The 21,404-nt window shown below is 73.2% G+C and carries 15 protein-coding genes; 6 read left to right on the forward strand and 9 right to left on the reverse strand.

Annotation, left to right across the window (positions count from 1 at the left end; all coding sequences use genetic code 11):
* Window positions 1–60: 60 nt before the first annotated feature.
* The 3 genes from IE239_RS26685 to IE239_RS26695 all read left to right on the forward strand — a co-directional run bounded on the left by IE239_RS26685 (window position 61) and on the right by IE239_RS26695 (window position 4,496).
* Window positions 61–798 (forward strand): response regulator transcription factor, encoded by a 738-nt coding sequence (locus tag IE239_RS26685; protein ID WP_190151937.1) that lies wholly within the window; start codon window positions 61–63, stop codon window positions 796–798.
* A complete protein-coding gene (locus IE239_RS26690) occupies window positions 795–2,252 on the forward strand; it encodes a HAMP domain-containing sensor histidine kinase (protein WP_190151938.1) in 1,458 nt (485 codons plus the stop codon). The genes IE239_RS26685 and IE239_RS26690 overlap by 4 nt, the downstream gene beginning before the upstream one ends.
* An 84-nt stretch (window positions 2,253–2,336) precedes the next feature.
* On the forward strand, window positions 2,337–4,496 hold the full coding sequence (locus tag IE239_RS26695; protein WP_190151939.1) for a pectinesterase family protein: 2,160 nt from the start codon (window positions 2,337–2,339) through the stop codon (window positions 4,494–4,496).
* A gap of 15 nt (window positions 4,497–4,511) precedes the next feature.
* Here IE239_RS26695 and IE239_RS26700 read toward each other — a convergent pair whose 3' ends face one another.
* Window positions 4,512–4,895 carry a hypothetical protein gene (locus IE239_RS26700; protein ID WP_190151940.1) on the reverse strand — a complete coding sequence of 128 codons (384 nt, stop codon included), beginning with the start codon at window positions 4,893–4,895 and terminating at the stop codon, window positions 4,512–4,514.
* 7 nt (window positions 4,896–4,902) lie between these two features.
* Complete coding sequence (locus IE239_RS43015; protein ID WP_190151941.1) at window positions 4,903–8,349, reverse strand: ALF repeat-containing protein; 3,447 nt, start codon at window positions 8,347–8,349, stop codon at window positions 4,903–4,905.
* Window positions 8,350–8,803: 454 nt separating this feature from the next.
* Here IE239_RS43015 and IE239_RS26710 point away from each other — a divergent pair, with 454 nt between their 5' ends.
* Both IE239_RS26710 and IE239_RS26715 read left to right on the forward strand, forming a co-directional pair.
* Window positions 8,804–9,331 (forward strand): hypothetical protein, encoded by a 528-nt coding sequence (locus tag IE239_RS26710; RefSeq protein WP_190151942.1) that lies wholly within the window; start codon window positions 8,804–8,806, stop codon window positions 9,329–9,331.
* Window positions 9,332–9,359: 28 nt separating this feature from the next.
* Window positions 9,360–11,543, forward strand: coding sequence for a trypsin-like serine protease (locus IE239_RS26715; RefSeq protein WP_190151943.1), 2,184 nt, complete (start codon window positions 9,360–9,362; stop codon window positions 11,541–11,543).
* A gap of 117 nt (window positions 11,544–11,660) precedes the next feature.
* Here the strand turns inward: IE239_RS26715 and IE239_RS26720 are convergent, their stop codons facing one another.
* A complete protein-coding gene (locus IE239_RS26720) occupies window positions 11,661–13,472 on the reverse strand; it encodes a bifunctional metallophosphatase/5'-nucleotidase (RefSeq protein WP_190151944.1) in 1,812 nt (603 codons plus the stop codon).
* A gap of 158 nt (window positions 13,473–13,630) precedes the next feature.
* On the opposite strand from IE239_RS26720, the gene mshD reads away from it, so the two are divergent.
* Complete coding sequence (gene mshD, locus IE239_RS26725) at window positions 13,631–14,557, forward strand: mycothiol synthase (RefSeq protein ID WP_190151945.1); 927 nt, start codon at window positions 13,631–13,633, stop codon at window positions 14,555–14,557.
* A 323-nt stretch (window positions 14,558–14,880) separates the two neighbouring features.
* Here the strand turns inward: mshD and IE239_RS26730 are convergent, their stop codons facing one another.
* From IE239_RS26730 to IE239_RS26755, 6 genes are all read right to left on the reverse strand, one after another.
* Entirely contained in the window at window positions 14,881–15,573 is a 693-nt protein-coding gene (locus IE239_RS26730) for a hypothetical protein (protein WP_190151946.1), read from the reverse strand.
* A complete protein-coding gene (locus IE239_RS26735; protein ID WP_190151947.1) occupies window positions 15,570–17,201 on the reverse strand; it encodes a hypothetical protein in 1,632 nt (543 codons plus the stop codon). The genes IE239_RS26730 and IE239_RS26735 overlap by 4 nt, the downstream gene beginning before the upstream one ends.
* A gap of 154 nt (window positions 17,202–17,355) precedes the next feature.
* Complete coding sequence (locus IE239_RS26740) at window positions 17,356–18,909, reverse strand: ABC transporter permease (protein WP_190151948.1); 1,554 nt, start codon at window positions 18,907–18,909, stop codon at window positions 17,356–17,358.
* On the reverse strand, window positions 18,906–19,829 hold the full coding sequence (locus IE239_RS26745) for an ABC transporter ATP-binding protein (RefSeq protein WP_190151949.1): 924 nt from the start codon (window positions 19,827–19,829) through the stop codon (window positions 18,906–18,908). The genes IE239_RS26740 and IE239_RS26745 overlap by 4 nt, the downstream gene beginning before the upstream one ends.
* Window positions 19,830–19,911: 82 nt before the next feature.
* Complete coding sequence (locus IE239_RS26750) at window positions 19,912–20,754, reverse strand: cupin domain-containing protein (protein WP_190151950.1); 843 nt, start codon at window positions 20,752–20,754, stop codon at window positions 19,912–19,914.
* A 67-nt stretch (window positions 20,755–20,821) separates the two neighbouring features.
* Window positions 20,822–21,370 carry an RNA polymerase sigma factor gene (locus IE239_RS26755; protein ID WP_190151951.1) on the reverse strand — a complete coding sequence of 183 codons (549 nt, stop codon included), beginning with the start codon at window positions 21,368–21,370 and terminating at the stop codon, window positions 20,822–20,824.
* Window positions 21,371–21,404: the final 34 nt, after the last annotated feature.

Consider the following 21,404-nt stretch of genomic DNA (forward strand, 5'->3'; position numbering starts at 1 on the left):
CGGCCGGTTCCGCACGCCCGGCCCCTCCCGTCGTCCCACCACACCCGAGGATCCACGCCCATGAGCCCCGCCGAAGGCGACCGCGAGACCCAGCGCATCCTGATCGTCGACGACGAGCCGGCCGTGCGTGAAGCACTCCGGCGCAGCCTCGCCTTCGAGGGCTACGGCACGGAGGTCGCCGTGGACGGCGCGGACGCGCTCGAGAAGGCCACGGCCTACCGCCCCGACCTGGTGGTGCTGGACATCCAGATGCCGCGCATGGACGGCCTGACGGCGGCCCGCCGCATCCGGGGCGCCGGCGACACCACCCCCATCCTGATGCTCACGGCCCGCGACACGGTCGGCGACCGGGTGACGGGACTGGACGCGGGCGCCGACGACTACCTCGTCAAGCCGTTCGAACTCGACGAGCTCTTCGCCCGGGTGCGGGCCCTGCTGCGGCGCAGCTCCTACGCGGCGGCCGCCGGCGCCGGGGCCCTGGCCGACGACGAGGCCCTGACCTTCGCCGACCTGCGCATGAACCTCGCGACACGGGAGGTGACACGGGGCGGCCGCCCGGTCGAGCTGACCCGCACGGAGTTCACGCTGCTGGAGATGTTCATGGCGCACCCGCGCCAGGTCCTCACCCGCGAGCAGATCCTCAAGGCGGTCTGGGGCTTCGACTTCGAGCCCTCCTCCAACTCGCTGGACGTGTACGTGATGTACCTGCGCCGCAAGACGGAGGCGGGCGGCGAGCCGCGCCTCGTGCACACCGTGCGGGGCGTGGGGTACGTGCTGCGGCAGGGCGGGGCCGAGTGAACAGGGTCCTACGGCGGTTCCGAGCCCTCCCGATCCGGGCCCGGCTGTCGATGCTGGTCGCCGCCGCGGTGGCCTTCGCGGTGGCGGCGGTGTCGGTGACCTGCTGGTTCATCGTGCAGGGGAAGCTGTACGACCAGGTCAACGATGACCTGGAGGAGATGGCGCAGAGGCCCAGCACGGTCAACGCGCTCCTGCAGAGGTGCACGCAGACCCCTCAGGAGACCCCCCAGCCCTTCCCCGGCCGGAACAACTACGTCCAGGCGATCAAGGAGCAGGGCGCTCCCTGCGTCGACCCGACCTCCCCGGGCACGGTCGAGGTCACCGGCTCCGACCACAGCGTGATCAGGAACGCGAAGAGGGGCGAGGCCCTCTTCCGCAACGGCACCGACGAGGACGGCAACGCCGTACGCGTGCTGACCATGTACCTGGGCGTCGACCAGAACGACTCGCAGGGGGTCGCACTGCAGCTCGCGGTCTCCCTCAAGGGGACCCGGTCGACCCTCAACGACCTCGCACTCATCCTGCTCCTGGTGTCCGGTATCGGAGTCGTCGGCGCCGGAGCCGCGGGGCTTGCTGTCGCCCGCGCCGGGCTGCGGCCGCTCGACAAGCTCACCGAGGCCGTCGAGCACGTGGCCCGGACCGAGGACCTGAACGTGCGGATCCCCGTCGAGGAGGACTCCGAGGACGAGGTGGCCCGGCTCTCCCGCTCCTTCAACTCCATGACCGCCTCCCTGGCCAGCTCCCACGAGCTCCAGCAGCAGCTGATCGCGGACGCCGGGCACGAGCTGCGCACCCCGCTGACCTCCCTGCGCACCAACATCGAGCTGCTCACCCGCAGCGAGGAGACGGGACGTCCGATCCCCGCCGCCGACCGCAAGGCGCTGCTCGACTCCGTCAAGGCGCAGATGACCGAACTCGCCTCGCTCATCGGCGACCTCCAGGAACTGTCCCGCTCCGCGGGCCAGCGCGGCGAGCGCGTGCAGGTGGTCTCGCTGGAGGAGGCGGTCGAGTCGGCGCTGCGCCGGGCCAGGCTGCGCGGCCCCGAACTGACCATCACCGCCTCGCTGGAGCCCTGGTACACCCGGGCGGAGCCGGCCGCGCTGGAGCGTGCGGTGGTCAACGTCCTGGACAACGCGGTGAAGTTCAGCCCTGTGGGCGGCACGGTCGACGTGCGGCTCGCGGACGGGACGCTGACCGTCCGCGACCACGGCCCCGGCATCCCCGCCGAGGAACTCCCTTACGTCTTCGACCGGTTCTGGCGTTCCCCCAGCGCACGCGCGCTGCCCGGCTCGGGCCTCGGTCTGTCGATCGTCGCCCGCACCGTGGAACAGGCCGGAGGCCAGGTGGCCCTGGCCCGCGCGGACGGCGGCGGCACGGTGGCGACGATCCGGCTGCCGGGAGCACCCACCCCTCCGCCGGAGGATCCCCCCGTCGGCTCGCCGCAACTCTCCTGAAACTCCTCGGAGTCGGCAACCTTCCCGCGCCGGGCGGCGACCCACCCGCAGTCAAGCCCCCCACCGCACGGAAGGGTTCGCCATATGAGCGAGCATCTCCGCACATCGCCCGAGTCGGAGCGAACGGCCGGGACGGTCAGGCCGGTCAGGCAGACGGCCGGGTCCCCCCACCGTGGAGGAGGGAGGGCGCTGCGGGCCGGCGTCCCCCTCGCCCTGATCGCCGCCTGCGCCCTCGCCCAAGGCTCCCTCGCCCACGGCGCCGACTTCGGCCTCGCCGCCGCGGCGGGACAGGCGCAGGCCGCCGCCGCGACCTCGCCCGCCTGGGCCACCGCCTCCGCCGACGGTTTCGCGTCCGTCGACGCGCTCGGGCAGAACGGCACCTACGGCGGCCGGGACGGCAGGACCGTCACCGTGCGAACCCTCGCCGACCTGGAGAAGTACGCGACGGCCGCCGAGCCGTACGTCATCGTGGTCGCCTCGACGATCACCATGGACCCGGTCGGCAAGGAGATCAAGGTCCGGTCGGACAAGACGATCGTCGGCTCCGGGACCGCCGGGCAGATCGTCGGCGGCGGCTTCTTCCTCGGCCAGGGCGTCCACAACGTGATCATCCGCAACCTGACGATCCGGGACGCGTACCAAGGGGTCTGGAACGACAAGGAACACGACTTCGACGGCATCCAGATGGACGGCGCGCACCACGTCTGGATCGACCACAACGACATCCGGAACATGGCCGACGGGCTCATCGACAGCCGCAAGGACACCACGTACCTGACCGTCTCCTGGAACAAGCTCAGCCAGGACAACAAGGCGTTCGGCATCGGCTGGACCGACAACGTCACCGCCGACCTCACGATCCACCACAACTGGATCCGCGAGACCGAGCAGCGCAACCCCTCCACGGACAACGTCGCCCACGCGCACCTGTACAACAACTTCCTGGAGGACGTGGCGGGGACGTCCATCAAATCGTCCTACGGCGACTACGCGCGCGGCAGGACCAACATGGTCCTGGAGAACTCCTGCTTCCAGGGCATGACCAACCCCGTGATCCGGGACGCCACCGCGACCCTCGTCCAGCGCGGCAACGTCTTCTCCGGCACGAGCGGCAGGAACGAGAGCGGCGGCACGGGCGCGGCCTGGGACCCGAGGACGTACTACGCGTACGCCCTCGACAAGGCGGCTGACGTGCCCGCGCTGCTCAAGTCGGGTGCGGGACCGCGCGGTTCGATCGGCACGACCTCGACGGCAGCCGCGAGGACGACGACCACGGCGCGGGCCGCCGCCGCGACCACGCTCACCGTCGCCAAGGACGGCAGCGGGCAGTACACGACCGTGCAGGCCGCCGTGAACGCCGTCCCGGCGAACAACCCCTCGCGCGTCGTGATCGCCGTCAAGCCCGGCACGTACCGCGAGCTGGTCAAGGTGCCGTCCAACAAGCCGCACGTCACCATCCGGGGCACCGGCGGCAGCCGCAAGGACACCACGATCGTCTACAACAACGCGTCGGGCACCCCCAAGCCCGGCGGCGGCACGTACGGCACCGGCGGCAGCGCCACCGTCGCCGTCGAGGCGGACGACTTCCAGGCCCGCAACCTGACCATCTCCAACGACTTCGACGAGGGGGCCCACCAGGACATCGCCGGCCAGGCGGTCGCCCTGCGGACCGCCTCCGACAAGGTGTTCCTGGACGGCGTCATCGTCAGCGGCGACCAGGACACCCTGCTGGTGGACACCGCGTCCAAGGACAGGCTGGGCCGCGTCTACATGGCCGACTCCCAAGTCATCGGCAACGTCGACTTCATCTTCGGCCGCGCCACCGCGGTGATCGACAGGTCGGTCATCACGCTGAAGAAGCGCTGGAACGGCACCTCGGCCGGGTATGTCACCGCCCCCAGCACCGCCGCCGGCCGCAAGGGCATCCTGATCGCCAACTCCACGGTGAACGGCGACGTGTCCGACCGCAGCTTCTACCTCGGCCGCCCCTGGCACGCCGGCGGCGACGCGAGCCTCGACCCGCAGGCCACGGTCCGCGACACCACCCTGAGCGCCGCGATCAGGACCGCGCCCTGGACCGACATGAGCGGCTTCTCCTGGAAGGACGACCGGTTCGCCGAGTACCGGAACAGGGGCGCGGGGGCCGGCGCCGCGAGCACCGACCGCCCTCAGCTCACCGACGCGCAGGCCGCCGGCCAGGAGGTCGCGGACTGGCTGGGGGACTGGACCCCCAGCGCGTCCTGACGTGATCGGCGTCGGCTACACGCCCGCCGCGTAGCCGACGCCGACCGCGGTCACCATGACCATCGCCGAGCCGATGATCCAGGCCATCGCGCCCTTGCTGGCCTTCGTCGTCGGGTCCTCGACCCACCGGTAGTGGTCCCGGGTGATCGTGGAGCGGACCGGGCCCAGCATGAGGGGCATCATGACCATGACCGCGGCGTAGAGATACAGGGTCGCGGGCAGTGCGTTGTGCTGCACCAGAGCCCGCAGGCCCAGGGTCGCGATGCCGATGACCGGCATCCACACCTGTTTTTTCTTGTACTTCGGTATCTGGATGATCCACTGCATCGCGACGAGGTTGACGACGGTCGCGCCCGCCGCGATGAGGATCCAGACGCTGGTGGACAGCGACAGAAACATGGGCGTCCTAGAAGAGTGAGTCCCAGCCGTCGGATATGGCGTCTCCGATGCCGGACACGGAGTCACCGGCCGCGTCCCAGGCCGTGGTCGCGTAGGTGACGGCGGGGCCCACCATCTCATGACCGATCCGCGTGGCCGTCACGGTGGCGCTCTTCAGGCCCTCCGCACCCCACTCGATCATGTGGGACATGCCCGGCACCTTGATCTTGCCGAGGACGAAGCCGCCGGTGAGGGCGCCTACCGCCAGGCCCGCGACGGAGCCGTAGAACGCGTCGGACGTCCAGCCGTCGGTGAAGCCGGTGATGACGGCCGAGCCGATGCCGGTGACCCAGGAGATGGTGCCGAACACGCCGGCGGCCGCGTCGAAGGGCGGCGGAAGGAGCAGGCAGAGCGCCGCCGCGGTCCCGGAGACGGCACTGACCCCGTTCAGCAGCTGCGCGAACTCCTGCCAGTCCTTCTTGCTGCCCCAGCCGTCGGGGCTGTCGACCTTGTCGCTGTCGCTGCCGGCGGAGGGGTCGACGCCGTTCTGCTTGTTCTGCCTCGCCACCTCCGCCGCCTTGCGCGCGGCCTCGGCGAGCTCCTGCTTGCGCTTGGCGACCGCCGTGGCGCGGGCCTCGCTGGCGGCCTTGGCGGCGGCCGCGGCGTCCTTGCCCGCCGCGTCGGCGGAGGCGCGGGCCGCGTTCGCCGACGCCTGCGCCCGGCTGGCGGACGCGGCGGCCGCGGCGGCGGAGGCCACGGCCTGGTTCGCCGAGTAGTTCGCCTGCCGGGCCGCGGTGCGGGCGGACGCGGCCGCGGTCTTCGCCTTGTCCGCGGAGGCCTGCGCGTCCTTCGCGGACTGCTCGGCGGCGTCGGCGTTCGCGTCGGCCTGGGTGGCGTACTCGCGGGCCTTGTCGGCGGACGCGTTGGCCTTGTCCGCCCACTTCGCCGCCTCCGCGGACGCCTTGCGCGCGTCGGCCGCGGCCTTGGACGCCTGGCAGGCGTCCTTCTGCGCGTCCTGGGCGATCTTCGCGGCGCGCGCGATGGAGGCCCGGACGGCCGCGACGTGCGTGGCGGCGTCGTAGTCGAGCTGCGCCGTGCGGTGGCAGACCGAGTTGACGAAGTCGCGGCGCATCCACGTCGGGCCTTCGAGGGCCACCTGGGCGGCCGCCTTGGTGTAGGGGCCGGCCGTGTTCAGGATGGCGAAGACGGCGACCTCGTCGTCCTGCCTGATGTTCTCGGCGTACGTGCTGAAGAACCCGTGCAGGGCCTGGGGCGAGCCGTCGTCCAGCGCGGCCCGCGCCGCCGCCGAGACCGCCTTGCCGGGCTTGCCGTCGAGGATCCTCAGCACGCGGACGCGGTTGTCCTCGGCGGCGGCCGCCATGATCCCCGTGGTCAGGAACGCGCCCACGGCGGACGTGTCCGCGGCGTCCAGCGCCGTCGCGGCGGCGTCGGCGACGTTCTCGGTGGACACCTTCACCACGGCCAGGAGCGTTTCGCGGTCGTCCTGGTTCTGCGCGATCTGCCGGTCGGCGGCGACCCACGCGAGGACGTCCTCGTCGGCTCCGGCGAGGGCGTGCTCGGCCGCGTCCCGGCTCCAGGTGCCGATCGTGGTGGAGATCAGGTTCAACGCGGCCAGACGGCCGGCGGAGAGGGCCTGCGCCGTGTCCCCGGCCGCATCCGCCTTCTCGGCCTTGGCGATGAGGTCCTTGGTCGCGGTGTCGAGGGCGTCGGACTGGGTGGCGGCCGTGCGGGCCTTCTCCCGGTCCTCCGCCTCCGCGCGGGCCATCTCCCGGGCCTCGGCGAGGGACTGTTCGAGGTCCTGGGCCAGTTTCTGCGCCTCGGAGTCGCGGGCGGCCTTCTCGACGGCCTCGGCGTCCTGGACGGCCTTCACCGCGGCCTCGGCCGCCTTGACCGACTCGGCGGCCCACTTGGTGGCCGTGGCGGCGTACTCGGCCGCCTTGACGGCTCCGTCCGCCGCGGCCTTGGCGGCCTTCGCCGCGTTCTCGGCGTGCGTGGCGGCGGAGTTGGCCGCGTCGCGGGCGGCGGCGGCCGCCTGCGCGGCGATGCCGGCCAGCGACTGCGCGGTGTTCGCGGCGGCGGTGGCGCGGGCCGCCTGCGCGTTGGCCTCGGCGGCGGCCGCCTTGGCGGCGGCGGCCTCGCTCTGAGCGGCGCCCGAAGCGGCGGCGGCGGTGGCGGCGGCCTGGGCCGCGGCGGCGGAGTTGCGGGCCGCGCCGGCGGCGGCGGAACCGGCGGCCGCGGCCTGGTTGGAGGCGGTCGCCGCCGCGTCGGCCGCCTTGGCTGCCGTGCGGGCCTGGCTCGCCGCCTTGTTCGCCCCGTCGGCGGCCAGCCGGGCGGCCTTGGCCTTGGTGGCGTCGTTCGCCGCGGCGACGGCGGCGGAGTAGGCGGCGGACGCGGCCCGTCCGGCCGTCGCCGCCGCCTGGGCCGCCGCGGTGGCCGCGTACGAGGCCCGGCGGGCCGCGGAGTGCGCGGCCGCGGACGCCTGGACCGCGGTGCGGGACGCGGCGGCGGCGCCCTGCGCGGCGGACGCGGCCTTGCGGGCCGCCTTGCCGGACTTGAGGACGTCGTCGCGGGCCGCGTCGGCTTCCGCTGCGGCCTCCTCGGCGGCCTTCCTGGCCTGGGCGGCGGCCTCCTTCGCCTTGGCGGAGGCGGCGACGGCCCGGTCCGAGGTGAGCTGGGCCCGCCTGCCCTCGCGTTCCACGATCGCCACCAGCTGCTCGATGGTGGCGGCCTCCTGGTCCCGGGCGCGCGCGATGTACTGACCGGTGTTCAGGAACCAGTGGATCGCGGACGGGCTGCCGTCGTTCAGAGCGCGCTCGGCGTACTTCTTCACCTCCGGGGAGGCGGTGGCCAGGATCTTGAAGACCTCGGCCTGCTCGTCCTCGCGGCGGGCGGTGATCTGGGTGTTCAGCAGGAAGTCGGTCAGGGCGTCGCCGGTGCCGGTGTCGAGGGCCTTCTGCGCCTCGCGCTGCACGCCGGTGCCGCCGCTGTTCAGAATGGTCAGCGTGGTGACGCGCAGGTCCTCCAGCTCGGCCGTTCTGAAGCCGCCGGACAGGAAGGCGGCGACGGAGTCGTCGCCCGCGGTGAGCGCGGCGGCGGCGTCGCGGGCGATGCCCTTGCCGGAGGCGGGCAGCGCCTTGAGGAGGGCGAAACGGTTGTCCTCGGCGGTGGCGCCCGGCAGATCCGTGGTCAGGAAGCGGTCGACGTCGGCGGCGGAGCCGGTCAGCGCCGCGGCCGCGGCGCTCTTGACGGACCGTCCGCCGATCTTCCACGCGGTGACGACCCTCGCGCGGTCCGTGTCCGGGAGGTGCGAGAGCCTCGGCAGGTCCGCGGAGCCCGTTGAGCCCGCGGCGGCGGCCAGCGCCCGGGAGGGCGCCGCGAGAGAGACCGCGGTGGCCGCGGTGGCGGCTCCGGCGACGGTGAGAAGCCGGCGCCTGCTCCAGTACGTGGTTTCCAAGAATCCCCCATGGATATGCACCCGGGCCTGCGCCCGGGTCAGGGGCGGGCCGCCGGGTGTCGTCGGCTGAAGCTGTGCGAAGCCTGCCGGCGCGGCGCGGGCCGGTCGGCCCGGGCTCACACGGCGGCTGCTGCCGCACCTGGCTGCTGCCGTACCTGGCTGTTGCAGGGGCGAACTTATGTGATTGCCACACAAGTTGACCAGGCATCAGTTACAACGAGAAGGAATGACAAAGACCACACCGCGATATGTCCGTCTTGGCATGGAATTCCGCGATCAAATCAGTGGCGCTCCCCCCGCACGGCTGTTTGAATGCACCGGCTTCCAGGGCCGCCTGACCCGCGGTCAGCTCTCGGGCGTCCCGCGCGCCCTCAGGCGGTACACGGAATCGCTCCACCGTTCCCCGAAGGGAACGCAAAGAGCACGCAAGGTAACTCTCATCAGGGGGACAACCATGAAACACGCACGGCGGATCATCGCCACCGGTGCGGTCGCCGCGGCCTGCGCCGGCGCGGTCGTCTTCGCGTCGGCTTCCGGCGCCTCCCACCACCCGGCTGCCGGCCCCGCCTCCGCCGGCCACGCGGCCCCGGTCGTCGACGGCGCACCCGGATACGCGGTCGAGGACTTCGCCTACCCGGGCGCCGACGCCATCAAGGCGCAGCGGGGCATCACGCTCAAGCGCGGCGACGGCCACATCACGCTCGCCGACTGCGCCTCGGGCACCGGCCTGATGGAGGTGTACTCGCGCAAGAGCGAGAAGATCTGCTTCCGCGCCACCGGCCTCTCCGGCTACCTCAGCCTGGAGATCCCCTCCGTCTACGGCGTCAAGGGCGAAGCCGACCACGAGGCCGCCGTTCAGCTCACCACCGACGGAGCCACGCAGAACCTCGACGTCGGCAAGGGCGAGTGGAAGGCGGCCGGCGAGGCCGCCGATCCGGACGGACGGGACTTCGTCCTGGTCGAGATACGTACCAGCAAGTAACACCGAGACGGGGAAGACGACCACCATCATGACCACAACCGGCAAGCGATCCACCGCGCTCGCAGCCCTCGTGACCGCCGCCGTCATCGGCGCTCCGCTCCTCTCCGCGCATGCCGTCTCCGGCAAGCCCGAGACCGACACCAGCCACGCCTACACCGCCCGCCTCGACATCGGCGACGGCGCCAAGGCGTGCTCCGCGGTCCTGATCGCCCCCCAGTGGCTCGCCACCGCCGCGTCCTGCTTCGCGGACAAGCCGGCCGAATCGGTCAGGATTCCCGCCGGGGCGCCGAAGCTGAAGACCACGGCGACCGTCGGACGCACCGACCTGACCACCGCCGCGGGCGTCGTCCGCGAAGTGGTGCAGCTCGTCCCGCGCGACGACCGCGACCTGGTCCTGGCCCGGCTGTCCGCGCCCGTCGCCGGCATCGCCCTGCCGGGCATCGCCACCGCCGCGCCGGCCAAGGACTCCGCCGTGTCGGTCAGCGGCTACGGACGCACCAAGGACGAGTGGGCCCCGCTCAAGCTCCACGGCGACAGCTTCCAGGTCGACCAGGTCGGCGCCACCGACCTCACCGTCCACGGCGCCTCCGGCGCGGCGATCTGCGCCGGCGACTCGGGCGCGCCCGTGGTCTCCTCCGCCGGCCTGCTCGGCGTCGCGTCCCGCTCCGACCAGGGCGGCTGCTTCGGCACCGACGCGGCGCAGACCTCCACCAGCGGTGTCGTCAGCCGGACCGACGACATCGCCGCCTGGATCAGGTCCACCACCGAGTCGGCCCCGTTCGCCGACTTCAACGGCGACGGCGTCGAGGACACGGCCGTCGGCGACCCCAAGGCCGTCATCGGCGGCGACGCCGAGGCCGGGGCGGTCCACGTCGTCTACGGCGGCGGCAAGGGCGCCGCCGAACTGGACCAGGACCAGGCCGTCGTGCCCGGCGGCGCGGAGGCCGGCGACCGCTTCGGCTACGCCCTGGCCACCGTCGACTACGACAAGGACGGCTACACCGACCTCGCCGTCTCCACCCCGTACGAGGACGGGGGCACCGTCGCCGACGTCGGCATGGTCTCCGTGATCTACGGCTCCCCCGACGGCCTGGGCAAGGGGCGCGCCTCCGACAACTACGCCCAGGGCGAGGGCAACGGCGGTCTGAAGGGGGCGTCCGCGGAGAAGGGCGACACGCTCGGCTACTCCCTGGCCGCCGGCATCACCCGCGACGACGAGCCCTACATCGTGATCGGCGACCCGGGCGAGGACGTCGGCTCCGTCGCCGACGCGGGCTCCGTGGTGTACGTGCACGGCGGCACCAACGTGTACCTCTCCCAGGACGGCGGGCTGCCGGGCTCCCCCGAGGCCGGCGACCGGGTGGGCACCGCCGTCGCGGCCGACATGACCAACATCGTGGTCGGCATACCGGGCGAGGACATCGGCGACAAGGAAGACGCGGGCGGCCTCGCCGTGCTGACCCACAACCTGGGCCTGAACGGCAAGCCGATCGTGCGCGCGGGCATCGACCAGGACCTCGACAAGATCTCCGGCGGTGCGGAGAAGGGCGACCAGATGGGCAACTCCGTCGCCATCGTCCCCAAGGGCACGAGCGACGACTCGATCATCGCCGTGGGCGCCCCGGGCGAGTCGATCGTCCCGTCCGGCACCACCACGAACGTGGCGAACGCCGGCACCGTCTTCGTCCTCGACTTCCCCGCCAAGAGCGACTGGAAGCAGCAGACGGTGATCAACCAGGACCAGGCGAACGTGGCCGGCGGCGTCGAGACCGGCGACCGCTTCGGCGAGAGCCTCGCCGCCGTCAACCTCGCCCCCGGCAAGGCCGCACCGGGCTGGGCCGACCTGCAGCTCGCGGTGGGCGTTCCCGGCGAGTCCCAGGGCACGGTGGCCGGCGCGGGCTCCGTGCAGACCTTCTCCCTGGTGGGCGCGCCCGGCGACCACGACGACGTGCTCTACGCCGGCTACAACAAGGTGCCGGGCACGCCGGGCGCCAACCAGCACATGGGCCAGTACCTCGCCGCGTCCCCGGACCATGTCTCCCTCGGCATGCCGAACGGCCCGCAGGCCGGCGGATCGGTCTACCAGGTGTCGTGGAACAACGTGGTCTCGCACGCGAGCAGCGCCGACGCGGACGAGAACGTCACGGTGCTGCGGCCGGGCGCGGGCGGCATCCCCGCGGGCGGCAAGGCGTTCGGCTGGGTCATCCGGTGACCCGCTGACCCGCACGGCCCGGCGTGCGGCTCCCGCGGGACCCGCCCGCCGGGCGGGTGGTGACACGACAGGCGGCCGCGTCGGTGACGCGGCCGCCTCGTCGCCCCCCAGGGGGTGTCACTGCGTGATCGTGATCCGGTTCGCCGTCGGCGGGGCCAGCGGGCCCGAAGCCGAGGAGTTGGCCGTCAGGTACTGCTCCAGGGCGGTCAGGTCGTCGTCGCCGACCAGGTCGTTCGTGCCCAGGCCCAGCGTGGGGAAGCCGTCGCCGCCGCCCGCGAGGAAGCTGTTGGTCGAGACGCGGTAGGTGGCGGCCGGGTCGATCGCCGCGCCGTCGAGCCTGATGGAGTCCGTGACGACGCGGTCGGCGCCGCTCTTCGTCAGGTCCAGCGTGTACGTCAGGTTGGCGGACGGCTGCAGGATCTTCGGCGCGCTCGTGTTCGTCCCGCTCACCTGCTCCTTGAGGACCTGGATCAGCTGGGCGCCGGTGAAGTCCTGGAGGTTCACGGTGTTGGAGAAGGGCTGGACGGTGAAGCCCTCGGCGTAGGTGACCACGCCGTCGCCCTCGGCGCCCTTGGCCGCGTAGGTGAGGCCGGCCCGTACGCCGCCCGGGTTCATCAGCGCGAGGTCCGTCTGCGGGTCGAGCTTCCTGCCGTACCAGAGCTGGGCGTCCGCGATCAGGTCGCCCATCGGGGACTCGGTGCCCGTGTTGGGGACGTCCGCGGAGACGTAGCCGATCGCCCGGTTGCCGACCGGGGCCGCCAGGGTGTTCCACCTGCCGATCAGCTCGGTCATGTCGGGCGCCTTGGCGACGGTCCGGGTGACCACGTGGTTCGCCGCCTTGACCGCCGTGCGCGCGATGTCGCCGGTGTAGCGGTCGTACGTCAGCGTGGTGTCCGTGTAGAGACGGCCGAAGGACGCGGCCGAGGTGACCGTGCGCGGCTTGCCCGACGGGTCCGGGATCGTGCACGCGTACGCGGCGTGCGTGTGGCCCGTCACCAGCGCGTCCACCGCGGGCGTGACGTTCTTCGCGATGTCGACGATCGGGCCGGAGATGCCGGCGCCCGCGCCCGGGGAGTCACAGTTGTAGTTGTACGCCCCCGAGGCCGGCAGACCGCCCTCGTGGATCAGCGCCACGATCGACTTCACGCCCTGCTTCTGGAGCACCTTGGCGTACTTGTTGATCGTCTCGACCTCGTCCTTGAACTTCAGGCCCTTGACGCCCTCGGCGGAGACGACGCCCGGGGTGTTCTCCAGCGTCACGCCGATGAAGCCGATGCGGACGTCCCTCTTCTTCCAGACCCAGTACGGCTTCAGGATCGGCCGGTCGGTCTTCTCGTTCAGGACGTTCGCCGCCAGGTACGGGAAGTCGGCGCCCTGGAACTTCTTGTCCGTGTAGCAGCCGGCCGTCGGATGGCAGCCGCCGTTCTGCAGCCGGCCCAGTTCCTTCGCGCCCTCGTCGAACTCGTGGTTGCCGACCGAGGTGACGTCCAGGTCGAGCTTGTTCAGCGCCTCGATGGTGGGCTCGTCGTGGAACAGGCCCGAGATCAGCGGAGAGGCGCCGACCATGTCGCCGCCGGCCGCGGTGATGGAGTACTTGTTGCCCTTGCGGGCCTCACGCAGGTGCGTGGCAAGGTACTCCACACCGCCCGCGTCGATCGTCTTCGTCGTGCCGTCCGGCTGGAGTTCCGTGACGCGGCCCGAGGAACCCGACGGCGGTTCGAGGTTGCCGTGCAGGTCGTTGAAGGACAGCAGCTGCACGTCCTGGTAGCGGCTCGGCAACGGCTTGCCGTGCCCGCCCTCGTGGGCGTCCGCCGGAAGCGCGGCGGCCAGGGCGCCGGCGGTGGCGAGAACCGCGGAGGCCGCGACGAGACGGTACGAACGGCGTCTGCCGCGTCCGTCGGTCCGGTGCGGCTGGGAAGTGGCTGGCATGCGCCCCCCTGTTTGTCGGCTGGGACCGGTGGCTCCGGTCGGGCGCAGCCTAGAGTCAACGCGCGTAGCGCGACAGGGGGTTCGTGGTTACATCCTGGTTTACCTTTGCCATCCTCCTTGCCCCCTCTTTGCCGCGTCCGCCCCTTACCCTCGTACGCATGACCAGCGACGACATCGCACGGATCCCCGGCTCCCGATCCATCGAGACCTACGCCGAACTCACCCCCGCCCAGGCCGAGGCCGTCCTCGCACTGCTCGCGGAGGCCGCCCGGACGGACGGCCAGCAGGCGGTCTCCGAACAAGGCCGGCTGCAGCTGCGCGGAGGCCCCCGCGACGGCGTCTGTCATCTGGTCCTCACCCTCGACGGTGAACTCGTCGGATACGCCCAGCTGGAGGACACCGACCCGGTCGAGGCGCCGGCCGCCGAACTGGTCGTCCACCCCTCCCACCGCGGACACGGACACGGCCGGGCGCTCGGCTCGGCGCTGCTCGCCGCCTCCGGCAAGCGGCTCCGCGTGTGGGCCCACGGCGGCCACTCCGCCGCCCGGCACCTCGCCCAGGTCCTCGGGCTGACCCTGTTCCGCGAACTGCGCCAGATGCGACGCCCGTTGACCGGCCTCGAACTGCCCGAGCCGGTGCTGCCCGCGGGCGTCAGCGTGCGTACCTTCGTACCCGGCCGGGACGATTCCGCGTGGCTCTCCGTCAACGCGGCCTCCTTCGCCCACCACCCCGAACAGGGCTCCCTCACCCAGCGCGACCTGGACGACCGTATGGCCCAGCCCTGGTTCGACCCGGCCGGCTTCTTCCTCGCCCACCGCGGCGAGCAGCTCGTCGGCTTCCACTGGACGAAGGTCCACGCCGAGGAGCAGCTCGGCGAGGTGTACGTGCTCGGCGTGGCCCCCGGCGCCCAGGGGGGCGGCCTCGGCAAGGCCCTCACCACGATCGGCCTGCGCCATCTCGCGGCACAGGAACTGCCCACGGCGATGCTGTACGTCGACGCCGACAACAAGGCGGCGGTGTCGGTGTACGAACGGCTGGGCTTCACCACGCACGAAACGGACCTGATGTACCGCTCGGAGACGTGACCAGAGAGCCGCGCGTGACCAGAGTGCCGTGCGTGACCCGGGAGCGGGGCACGACCCGGGACCGGGACACGACCCGAGAACGGGACACGACCCGGGAGCCGGCCGAGCCGTCCCGGAGAGGGCTCGGCCCCACTCGCCCGGACGAGCCTCACGCCGGCGTCGCCATGGCACCGCCCCGCCCGAGGGCGGGCGAGGCGGCGCCGGTCGCCCTCCCGTCTCCGCTCGAGCCCCCGCTCGCATCGCCGCCCACCGCGAAGAGCAGGCAGCCGACGACGCGAGGGCCGCGAGAACGCACCCGGCGATGACGGCCTTCCTGCCCACGGTCATCGACCTTCTCCTGCGGTTCGGAGGTCGCGTGCGCCGGTCGCGGCGGCCGACGGTTCCCTGATCAGGACGACCACCGCCGAGGCGGCCACTCCCAGCAGTACGGCCCACACCGCGCGCGAGGAGCCCCAGGCCCTCGACAGGGGCGGCGCGAACGGCTGCAGCCCCTCGGGCAGCGGAGCCAGCGCGGCGAGGACGACGAGGAGAAGGGCGCCCGGCGTCGCCAGGGCCCCGCCGCCGCTGCCTGCGGTGAGGCGCAGCCCCAGCGCGGCGAGGGCCAGCACGACGGCGAGCAGCCCCGCCGCCTCCAGCGTCAGACCGGCCCACGGCAGCAGCCCGCGTTCCTCCGGCCCGACCGCCCGAGCGCCCAGGACCAGCACACCGAGCCAGCCCGCACCCGCCGACACCACGGCGACGCCGGTGCGCAGAGCGCGCGGCAGCCAGCGCGGCACCGGCGTCACCTCGGTCGTGGCGGCCGCGGAGTCGTCCAGCACGAACGCCGCGCCCACGGCGAGCAGCACCGCTCCCGCACGGATCAGCAGGACCGCGTCGGAGAGCCGCAGACCGCCCGAGACGGCGGTTGCAGCGCCCACCAGCAGCCACCCCGCCACCGCCGCCGCCAGCAGTGGCGTCATACGGCAGGAACGCAGCACGTACGGCACGAGCAGCGGCCACAGCCGTCCGGGCCTCATCGGCACGCGCTTTCGGCGGAGGCGTCACGGGCCGGGGCGCGCACCCCGAGCAGCCGCGCGGCACGGGCTGTCGTGGTGCCCGGTGCGCTCAGCTCGGCCCAGGACGCCTTCACCCTGGCGCCGATCCGGTCGGCGGGCTGCGCGAGCAGATCCCGTGAGAGCCGCACTTCCGCCGCGTCGAAGTCGACCCCGGTGGCGGACATCAGCACCAGCACGGTCAGCCCGCTGGTGGTGCGGGACTCCAGATCGCGCAGCGCGGCGCCCGATCCCGCGGTCGCCTGGCCGGCGAGCCACAGCGTCAGGACGGCCCGGGAACCGCAGACGGTGTCCACCCGGGGCGAGTCCGGCACCGACCCGGTCACGGCCCGGTAGGCGAACAGCACCGAGAACTCGGCCACCGCGTCGCTCTCGGTGTCCTGGCCGGCGCTGCCCGCACTCCAGGCCGTGCCGACGGGCACCGCCGCGGGCGTGCCCGCTCTGCGGTCGTCGGCGTCCCACGCCGCGTACGGCAGCGGCACGGAACCGCCCGTCTCCACACCGGCCCGGAAGATCCGCTGCCGGACCGCGTACGGCGCCCGCGCGACGTCGTCCGGGGCCCGGGCGAGGACGCCCCGCACCACGGCGTCCCACTGCTCGGCGCGGCGGGTGAACTCGGGGAACGCGCAGTACGTCACGTTCAGCCGCCTCTCGCACTTCTGCCGCGCGGCGGGATGCTCGGTGGCGGCGGCGCGGGCGCGCTCGACCGCGCCGGACGCCGGCCGCGTCTGCAGCGTCCCGCCGAGCAGCGCGAGCGCGGCGGCAGCGACGGACGCCCCTCGCAGTGCCCCCGTGCCGCGGCACGGCCCCTCCGGCACGCTGTCCGCCCTGCCGCACAGCAGGGCGCCGCAGGCGCCGGCCGCGGCCAGCGCCGTGAGCCACAGCAGATGCGCGCCGGCCGGCCGGCCGAGCAGCTCCGACGGCAGGGGCTGCGCGGACTCGTTCTCGGTGGCGACGACGCCGAGCCAGCGCCAGCGGGCGGTGTTCTGCACGGCGGCGAGGAACGTGAACACCGCCGGCAGCGCAAGCACCAGGGAGGCGGCGGCGGGCGACGAGCTCAGCCGCGCGGTCAGCACGCCGAGGATCCCGGCGAGCAGCACCACCGCGGGGCCCGTCGCCACCTCCGCCCACCGCACGGCGCCCACCGCGTCCGGCTCGACCGCGAGGCAGCCGATCCGCGCGCACACCAGCAGCGCCGACACGACGACGGCGGGCGCCACGGCCAGCAGATGAGCTGCGGTGCGGGCCCGGAAGCCCAGGCCCTCGACCGCGAACAGCGGCTCCACACCGTGCCGACGGCTGCGCAGCGCGCCGGAGTTCGCGGCGAGCAGCACTCCCGCGGCCGGCAGCAGCAGCGGGATCTGGACGAGGCGGGAGCTGTCCTGCAGCACCGGGTAGCGATGGGCGTCGTGCCCGCCTGTCTGGGCGTAACCCCACAACAGGAGGTAGGCGGCGAACCCGCCGAGCACGGCCGGGTGGCGCAGCAGCCGCACGGCCTCGGCGCGGGCCAGGGCCAGCACCCCGGCGCGCACCGGGCCTCGGGCGAGGGACCCTGCTGCGGGGCCGCTGCGGATGTCGTCGAGGGCGGTCACATGGCCTCCCGACCGGCCGTCGGCTCGTCCGGGAGGAGCAGTTCGAGGCCGGCGACGAGCGCGGCGGCCGGCTCCGCCCGCTGCCCCATGTCTCCCGACGGCTGCTCGATCTCTCTGAGCGGTCCCCCCGGGCTCCTCCTCGGCTCCGCTTCCCCTACTCCTCGCACTTCACCGCCTCCTCGGGCGCCTTGACACCCAGGAGTGCCGCGGCCTGTGCGGTCGTCGTGCTCGCGGACGTCAGCTGCGCCCAGTGAGCCTTGACACGGGCCGTCATCACGGCACGAGGACGCTCCAGAAGCTCACGGATCACCGTCGTCTGCGGGCCCGTCAGGCTCAGTCCGTTCGTCGGGGCCAGCACCTCGTCCGGGCCGCTGACGCTGTCCCCCAGCCGCATGTTCCGGAAGGTGGCCATCGGGGTGGGGTCCGTGCTCAGGACCAGCCACATGACGGTCACCGGGCGTGCGTCGTCGCACGTCTCCTGCGTCGTCATGTCCTCCGAGCCCCCGACCAGGACCGTGGCGGCTCCCACCGCGAACTCGGGGACGCGGTTGCCGCCCCAGCGCGTGCCGACGGTGACCTCGCCCGGCGTGGTCGAGGGGTCGAGAGCACCGTCGACCTCCACTTGGTCGCCGATGTAGATCCTCTGGCGGACCGTCAGACCTGCCTGGGCCGCGGTACCGCCGGCGGCGGACTGGACACGGTCGACGACCTCGGCCCAGTCGGACCGCACACCGCTCCACTCGTCGAACGAGCAGTACGTCGAGCGGCCGTGCCGCGCGCACGACTGGACCTTCTGCGGAGTGTCGAACGCCGTCCTGCGGGCTGCTTCCAGCCCCTTCGTGTCACACGAGAGCTGGCCGGCCGCGCCGGCCGCGGTGACCGCGAGGCCGAGGACGGCAGCCGCCTTGACGGCCCGGGTACGGCCCCCGGACCGCAGCAGCGCCACGCAGACCAGCACCGCGCACACGCCCGCCGCGTACACGGCGTGCCAGCCGGCGGGGCGGCCGAGCAGATCGCTGGGGACCGGGTCGCCGCCGCTCCGGGCGACGAAGAGGACCGGCGAGAGCCAGCCCTGCCGGCTGCCCTCGTCCTCCGCCGCGGAGGCGACGACGAAAAGGAGGTAGAGGGGGATCGTGGCCAGTATGGGAACGAAGGAGGAGGGCAGCAGAGTGGCCAGCAGCACCCCCATGACACCGGCCAGCAGCACGGTCAGGGGGCCGACGGCCAGCTCTCCCACGGAACCGTGGCCGATCGCCCCCGGCTTCAGCGCCTCCAGGCCGAACTCGCCCGCGACGACGAGCGCGGTGAGCGCCGCGTACGGGATCACGGACAGCACATGGGCGAGGATGCGCCGCCACGGCTCCATCGCCAGGACGTCGAACTGCCGCACCGTGTTGCTCTTCCGGGAACGCAGCGCGGCCGCGTTGCAGCAGATGAACACCGCGACGGCGAACAGCAGAGGTTCCGTCTGGGTCTGCCGGTCGACCGTGTTGAGGACGGGGTAGTCGTCCATGCCGTCCCGTCCCATGAGCCGCAGGGCGACGTAGCCGAGGTAGAGGGCGAAGGTGAGCAGGACCGGGACCTGCAGAAGCAGCTCGCGGGCCTCGAAGCGGGCGAGGGCGAGGACGGCTCGAGCGCGGTGGCGCTCGCGCGGGGGCTCGGCGAGCGCGGGCGTCGGCTCGGTGATCGTCGAAGTCGCCGTGCTCATGCCCCCACCGCCGCGTCGTCGCCGTCGAGGACGAGCAGATAGCCGTCCTCCAGGGTGGGTTCGACGAGATCGGCCCCCTTCGGCGGGTCGCCGACGTTGCGGAAGGCGCCCATGCCGGTGCGCCAGCCGGCCAGCGCGTTCGGATCGCGTTCGGCGCTGCTCCAGACCCGGCCCGCCGCGCGGGCGGTCAGCTCGGCAGGGGCGCCCTCGAAGCGGACACGGCCGCGGGCCAGCACCACGACACGGTGGCAGAGCATCGCCACGTCCTCCGTCTGGTGGGTGGACAGCAGCACCGTGCGGCCTTCGCCCGCCTGGGCGATCAACTCACGGAAGCGCATGCGCTGTTCGGGGTCGAGGCCGACGGTCGGCTCGTCCAGCACGAGGAAGCCGGGGTCACCGACGAGGGCGGCGGCCAGGGCGACGCGCTGGCGCATGCCGCCGGACAGCCGCTTGAGACGCTTGCCGCGCACTTCGGAAAGGTCGACGGCCTCCAGCACGCGCCGCACCTCACCCAGCCGGGCGGTGCGGTCGGTCAGCTCCTTCAGGATCGCCACGTAGTCGACGAAGTCGAAGGCCGTGAAGTCCGGATGGAACCCGGGGTTCTGCGGCAGATAGCCGAGGGTGCGGCGCAGCGCGAGGCGCCCGGAGGGGGTGCCGGGATCATGGCCGAGGGCCGTGAACCGCCCGCCGTCGGGCGGGACGGCGGTGGCCAGCACCCGCAGCAGGGTCGTCTTCCCCGCGCCGTTGGGACCGAGCAGGCCGGTGACGCCGTGGCTCAGCCTCAGTGAGACCCCGTCCAGGGCCCTGGTCCCGCCGAAGCGCAGGGACAGGTCGGTGGCCGTCACGGTGGCGGGGCCCGAGGCCCCCCGCCCGCCGTGGCCGGGGACGGGTCCGGAAGCGGATGCGGATGCGGTGGTCATGTGCGGCTCCTGGAAGTCCGGTCGGCGGTCGGGGCGGGCTCGGGGGCCGGCTCGGGGGAGGGCTCGGGGCGGGGACGCCGGGTCATACGGCGCCCCCGTCACGGAAGCCGCCCAGAGGGCGCGCGTCGAAGCGGTCCCGGCCCTGGTAGAGCAGCAGTGCGGCGACGGCCGCCACCCCCGCCGCGGCCGCCTGGCCCGCCGCCGTGAAGGGAGCGAGCGTTTCGTGCGTCCGCGTCTGGAGCTCGCCCACGGCCAGCAGTGCCAGCCATCCCCCGCCGACGAGGGAGGGCGCGAGGACCGAACCGAGCCGGGTGCTCAGCGCGAGCCCCGTCCCGGTCAGGGCGAGTGCCGGCAGCAGCCAGGCCACGGCAAGCAGCCCGTACCCCGGAAGGGCCAGCGTCGCGGCGCCGTTGCACACCAGCCCGGCGGTGAGCACCGCCACCGTGCGGATCATGAGCAGCCGGAATCCGTGCAACGGGGCGACGACCGCCATCTCGTACGTAGGGTCGAGGGACGGGCCGTAGGACAGGGCGACCCCGGCGAGCGGGAGCAGCGGGGCCAGTGCGAGGAACAGCATCGGCTGTCCCACCATGCGCACCGCCAGGACCGTCATGACCAGCAGGAACAGCACCGACAGCAGCCAGGAGCGGCGCAGTACCGGCGTGGCCGCGAGCAGCCGTGCGGTGTGGTCGGCCACGCCGAGCCGCACCAGCAGCCGCTCGACCGTGCTCGGCCGCGGCGCGTCCAGTTCGGCGTCCAGCCGTTCCCAGGCAGCGTCCAGCGCGACCGGGTCGGCTGTCTCGGCGAGCCGCGCCCGGCACGGGGCGCACCCGGTGAGATGGGCGTCGGCGGACCACAGCAGGGGTGGCGCCAGCTCACCCTGCGCGTAGAGACGCAGGTCGTCCTCCGACACATGCCACGTCATGCCATGACCTCTCTCGACTGCTCGTCACCCGCGCGGGCGCGCAGGCCTGCTCCGCACACGTACCGCCTCATGCCAGCGCCTCCCGCAGTTGCCTGCGGGCCCGCAGGGCCCGCGTCTTGACCGTGCCGGGCGGGATGCCGAGCAGAACGGCCGCCTCCCGAGTGGTGAGCCCGTCGATGACGGTGGCCTGCAGAACGGCCCGCAGTTCCGGCGAGAGTCGGGTGAGGGCCCCGGCGAGGTCCCCGTGCTCAACCCCCGCGAGCACGCGTTCCTCCGCCGAGGCCTCGTCGCGGTGGCGCAACCGGGCCAGCGTCTGACGCAGCCGCCCGCGCGCCCCGTCACCGCGCAGAGCGTCGACCAGACGACGGGCGGCGATGCGCCACAGCCAGCCGGCCGCGTCGGAAGCGCCCTGCTCACGGTGGCGGGCGGTCCCGCGCCACACGGCGAGAAACGTCTCCTGGACGACGTCGTCGACTATCCCGGCGTCCGCGCACCGACTGCGCATGCGCGCGGTCAGCCACGGGGCGTACCGCCGATACAGCTCCTCGAAGGCGTGACGGTCCCGGTCTGCCGCGATGGCCCGCAGCAGTTCCCCGTCGCTTCTCGTTTCGCTCACATCTCCTCATCGGACGAGCCCCGCCGATCGGTTC

It is taken from the genome of Streptomyces humidus (genome assembly GCF_014649655.1).
GTDB lineage: Bacteria > Actinomycetota > Actinomycetes > Streptomycetales > Streptomycetaceae > Streptomyces > Streptomyces humidus.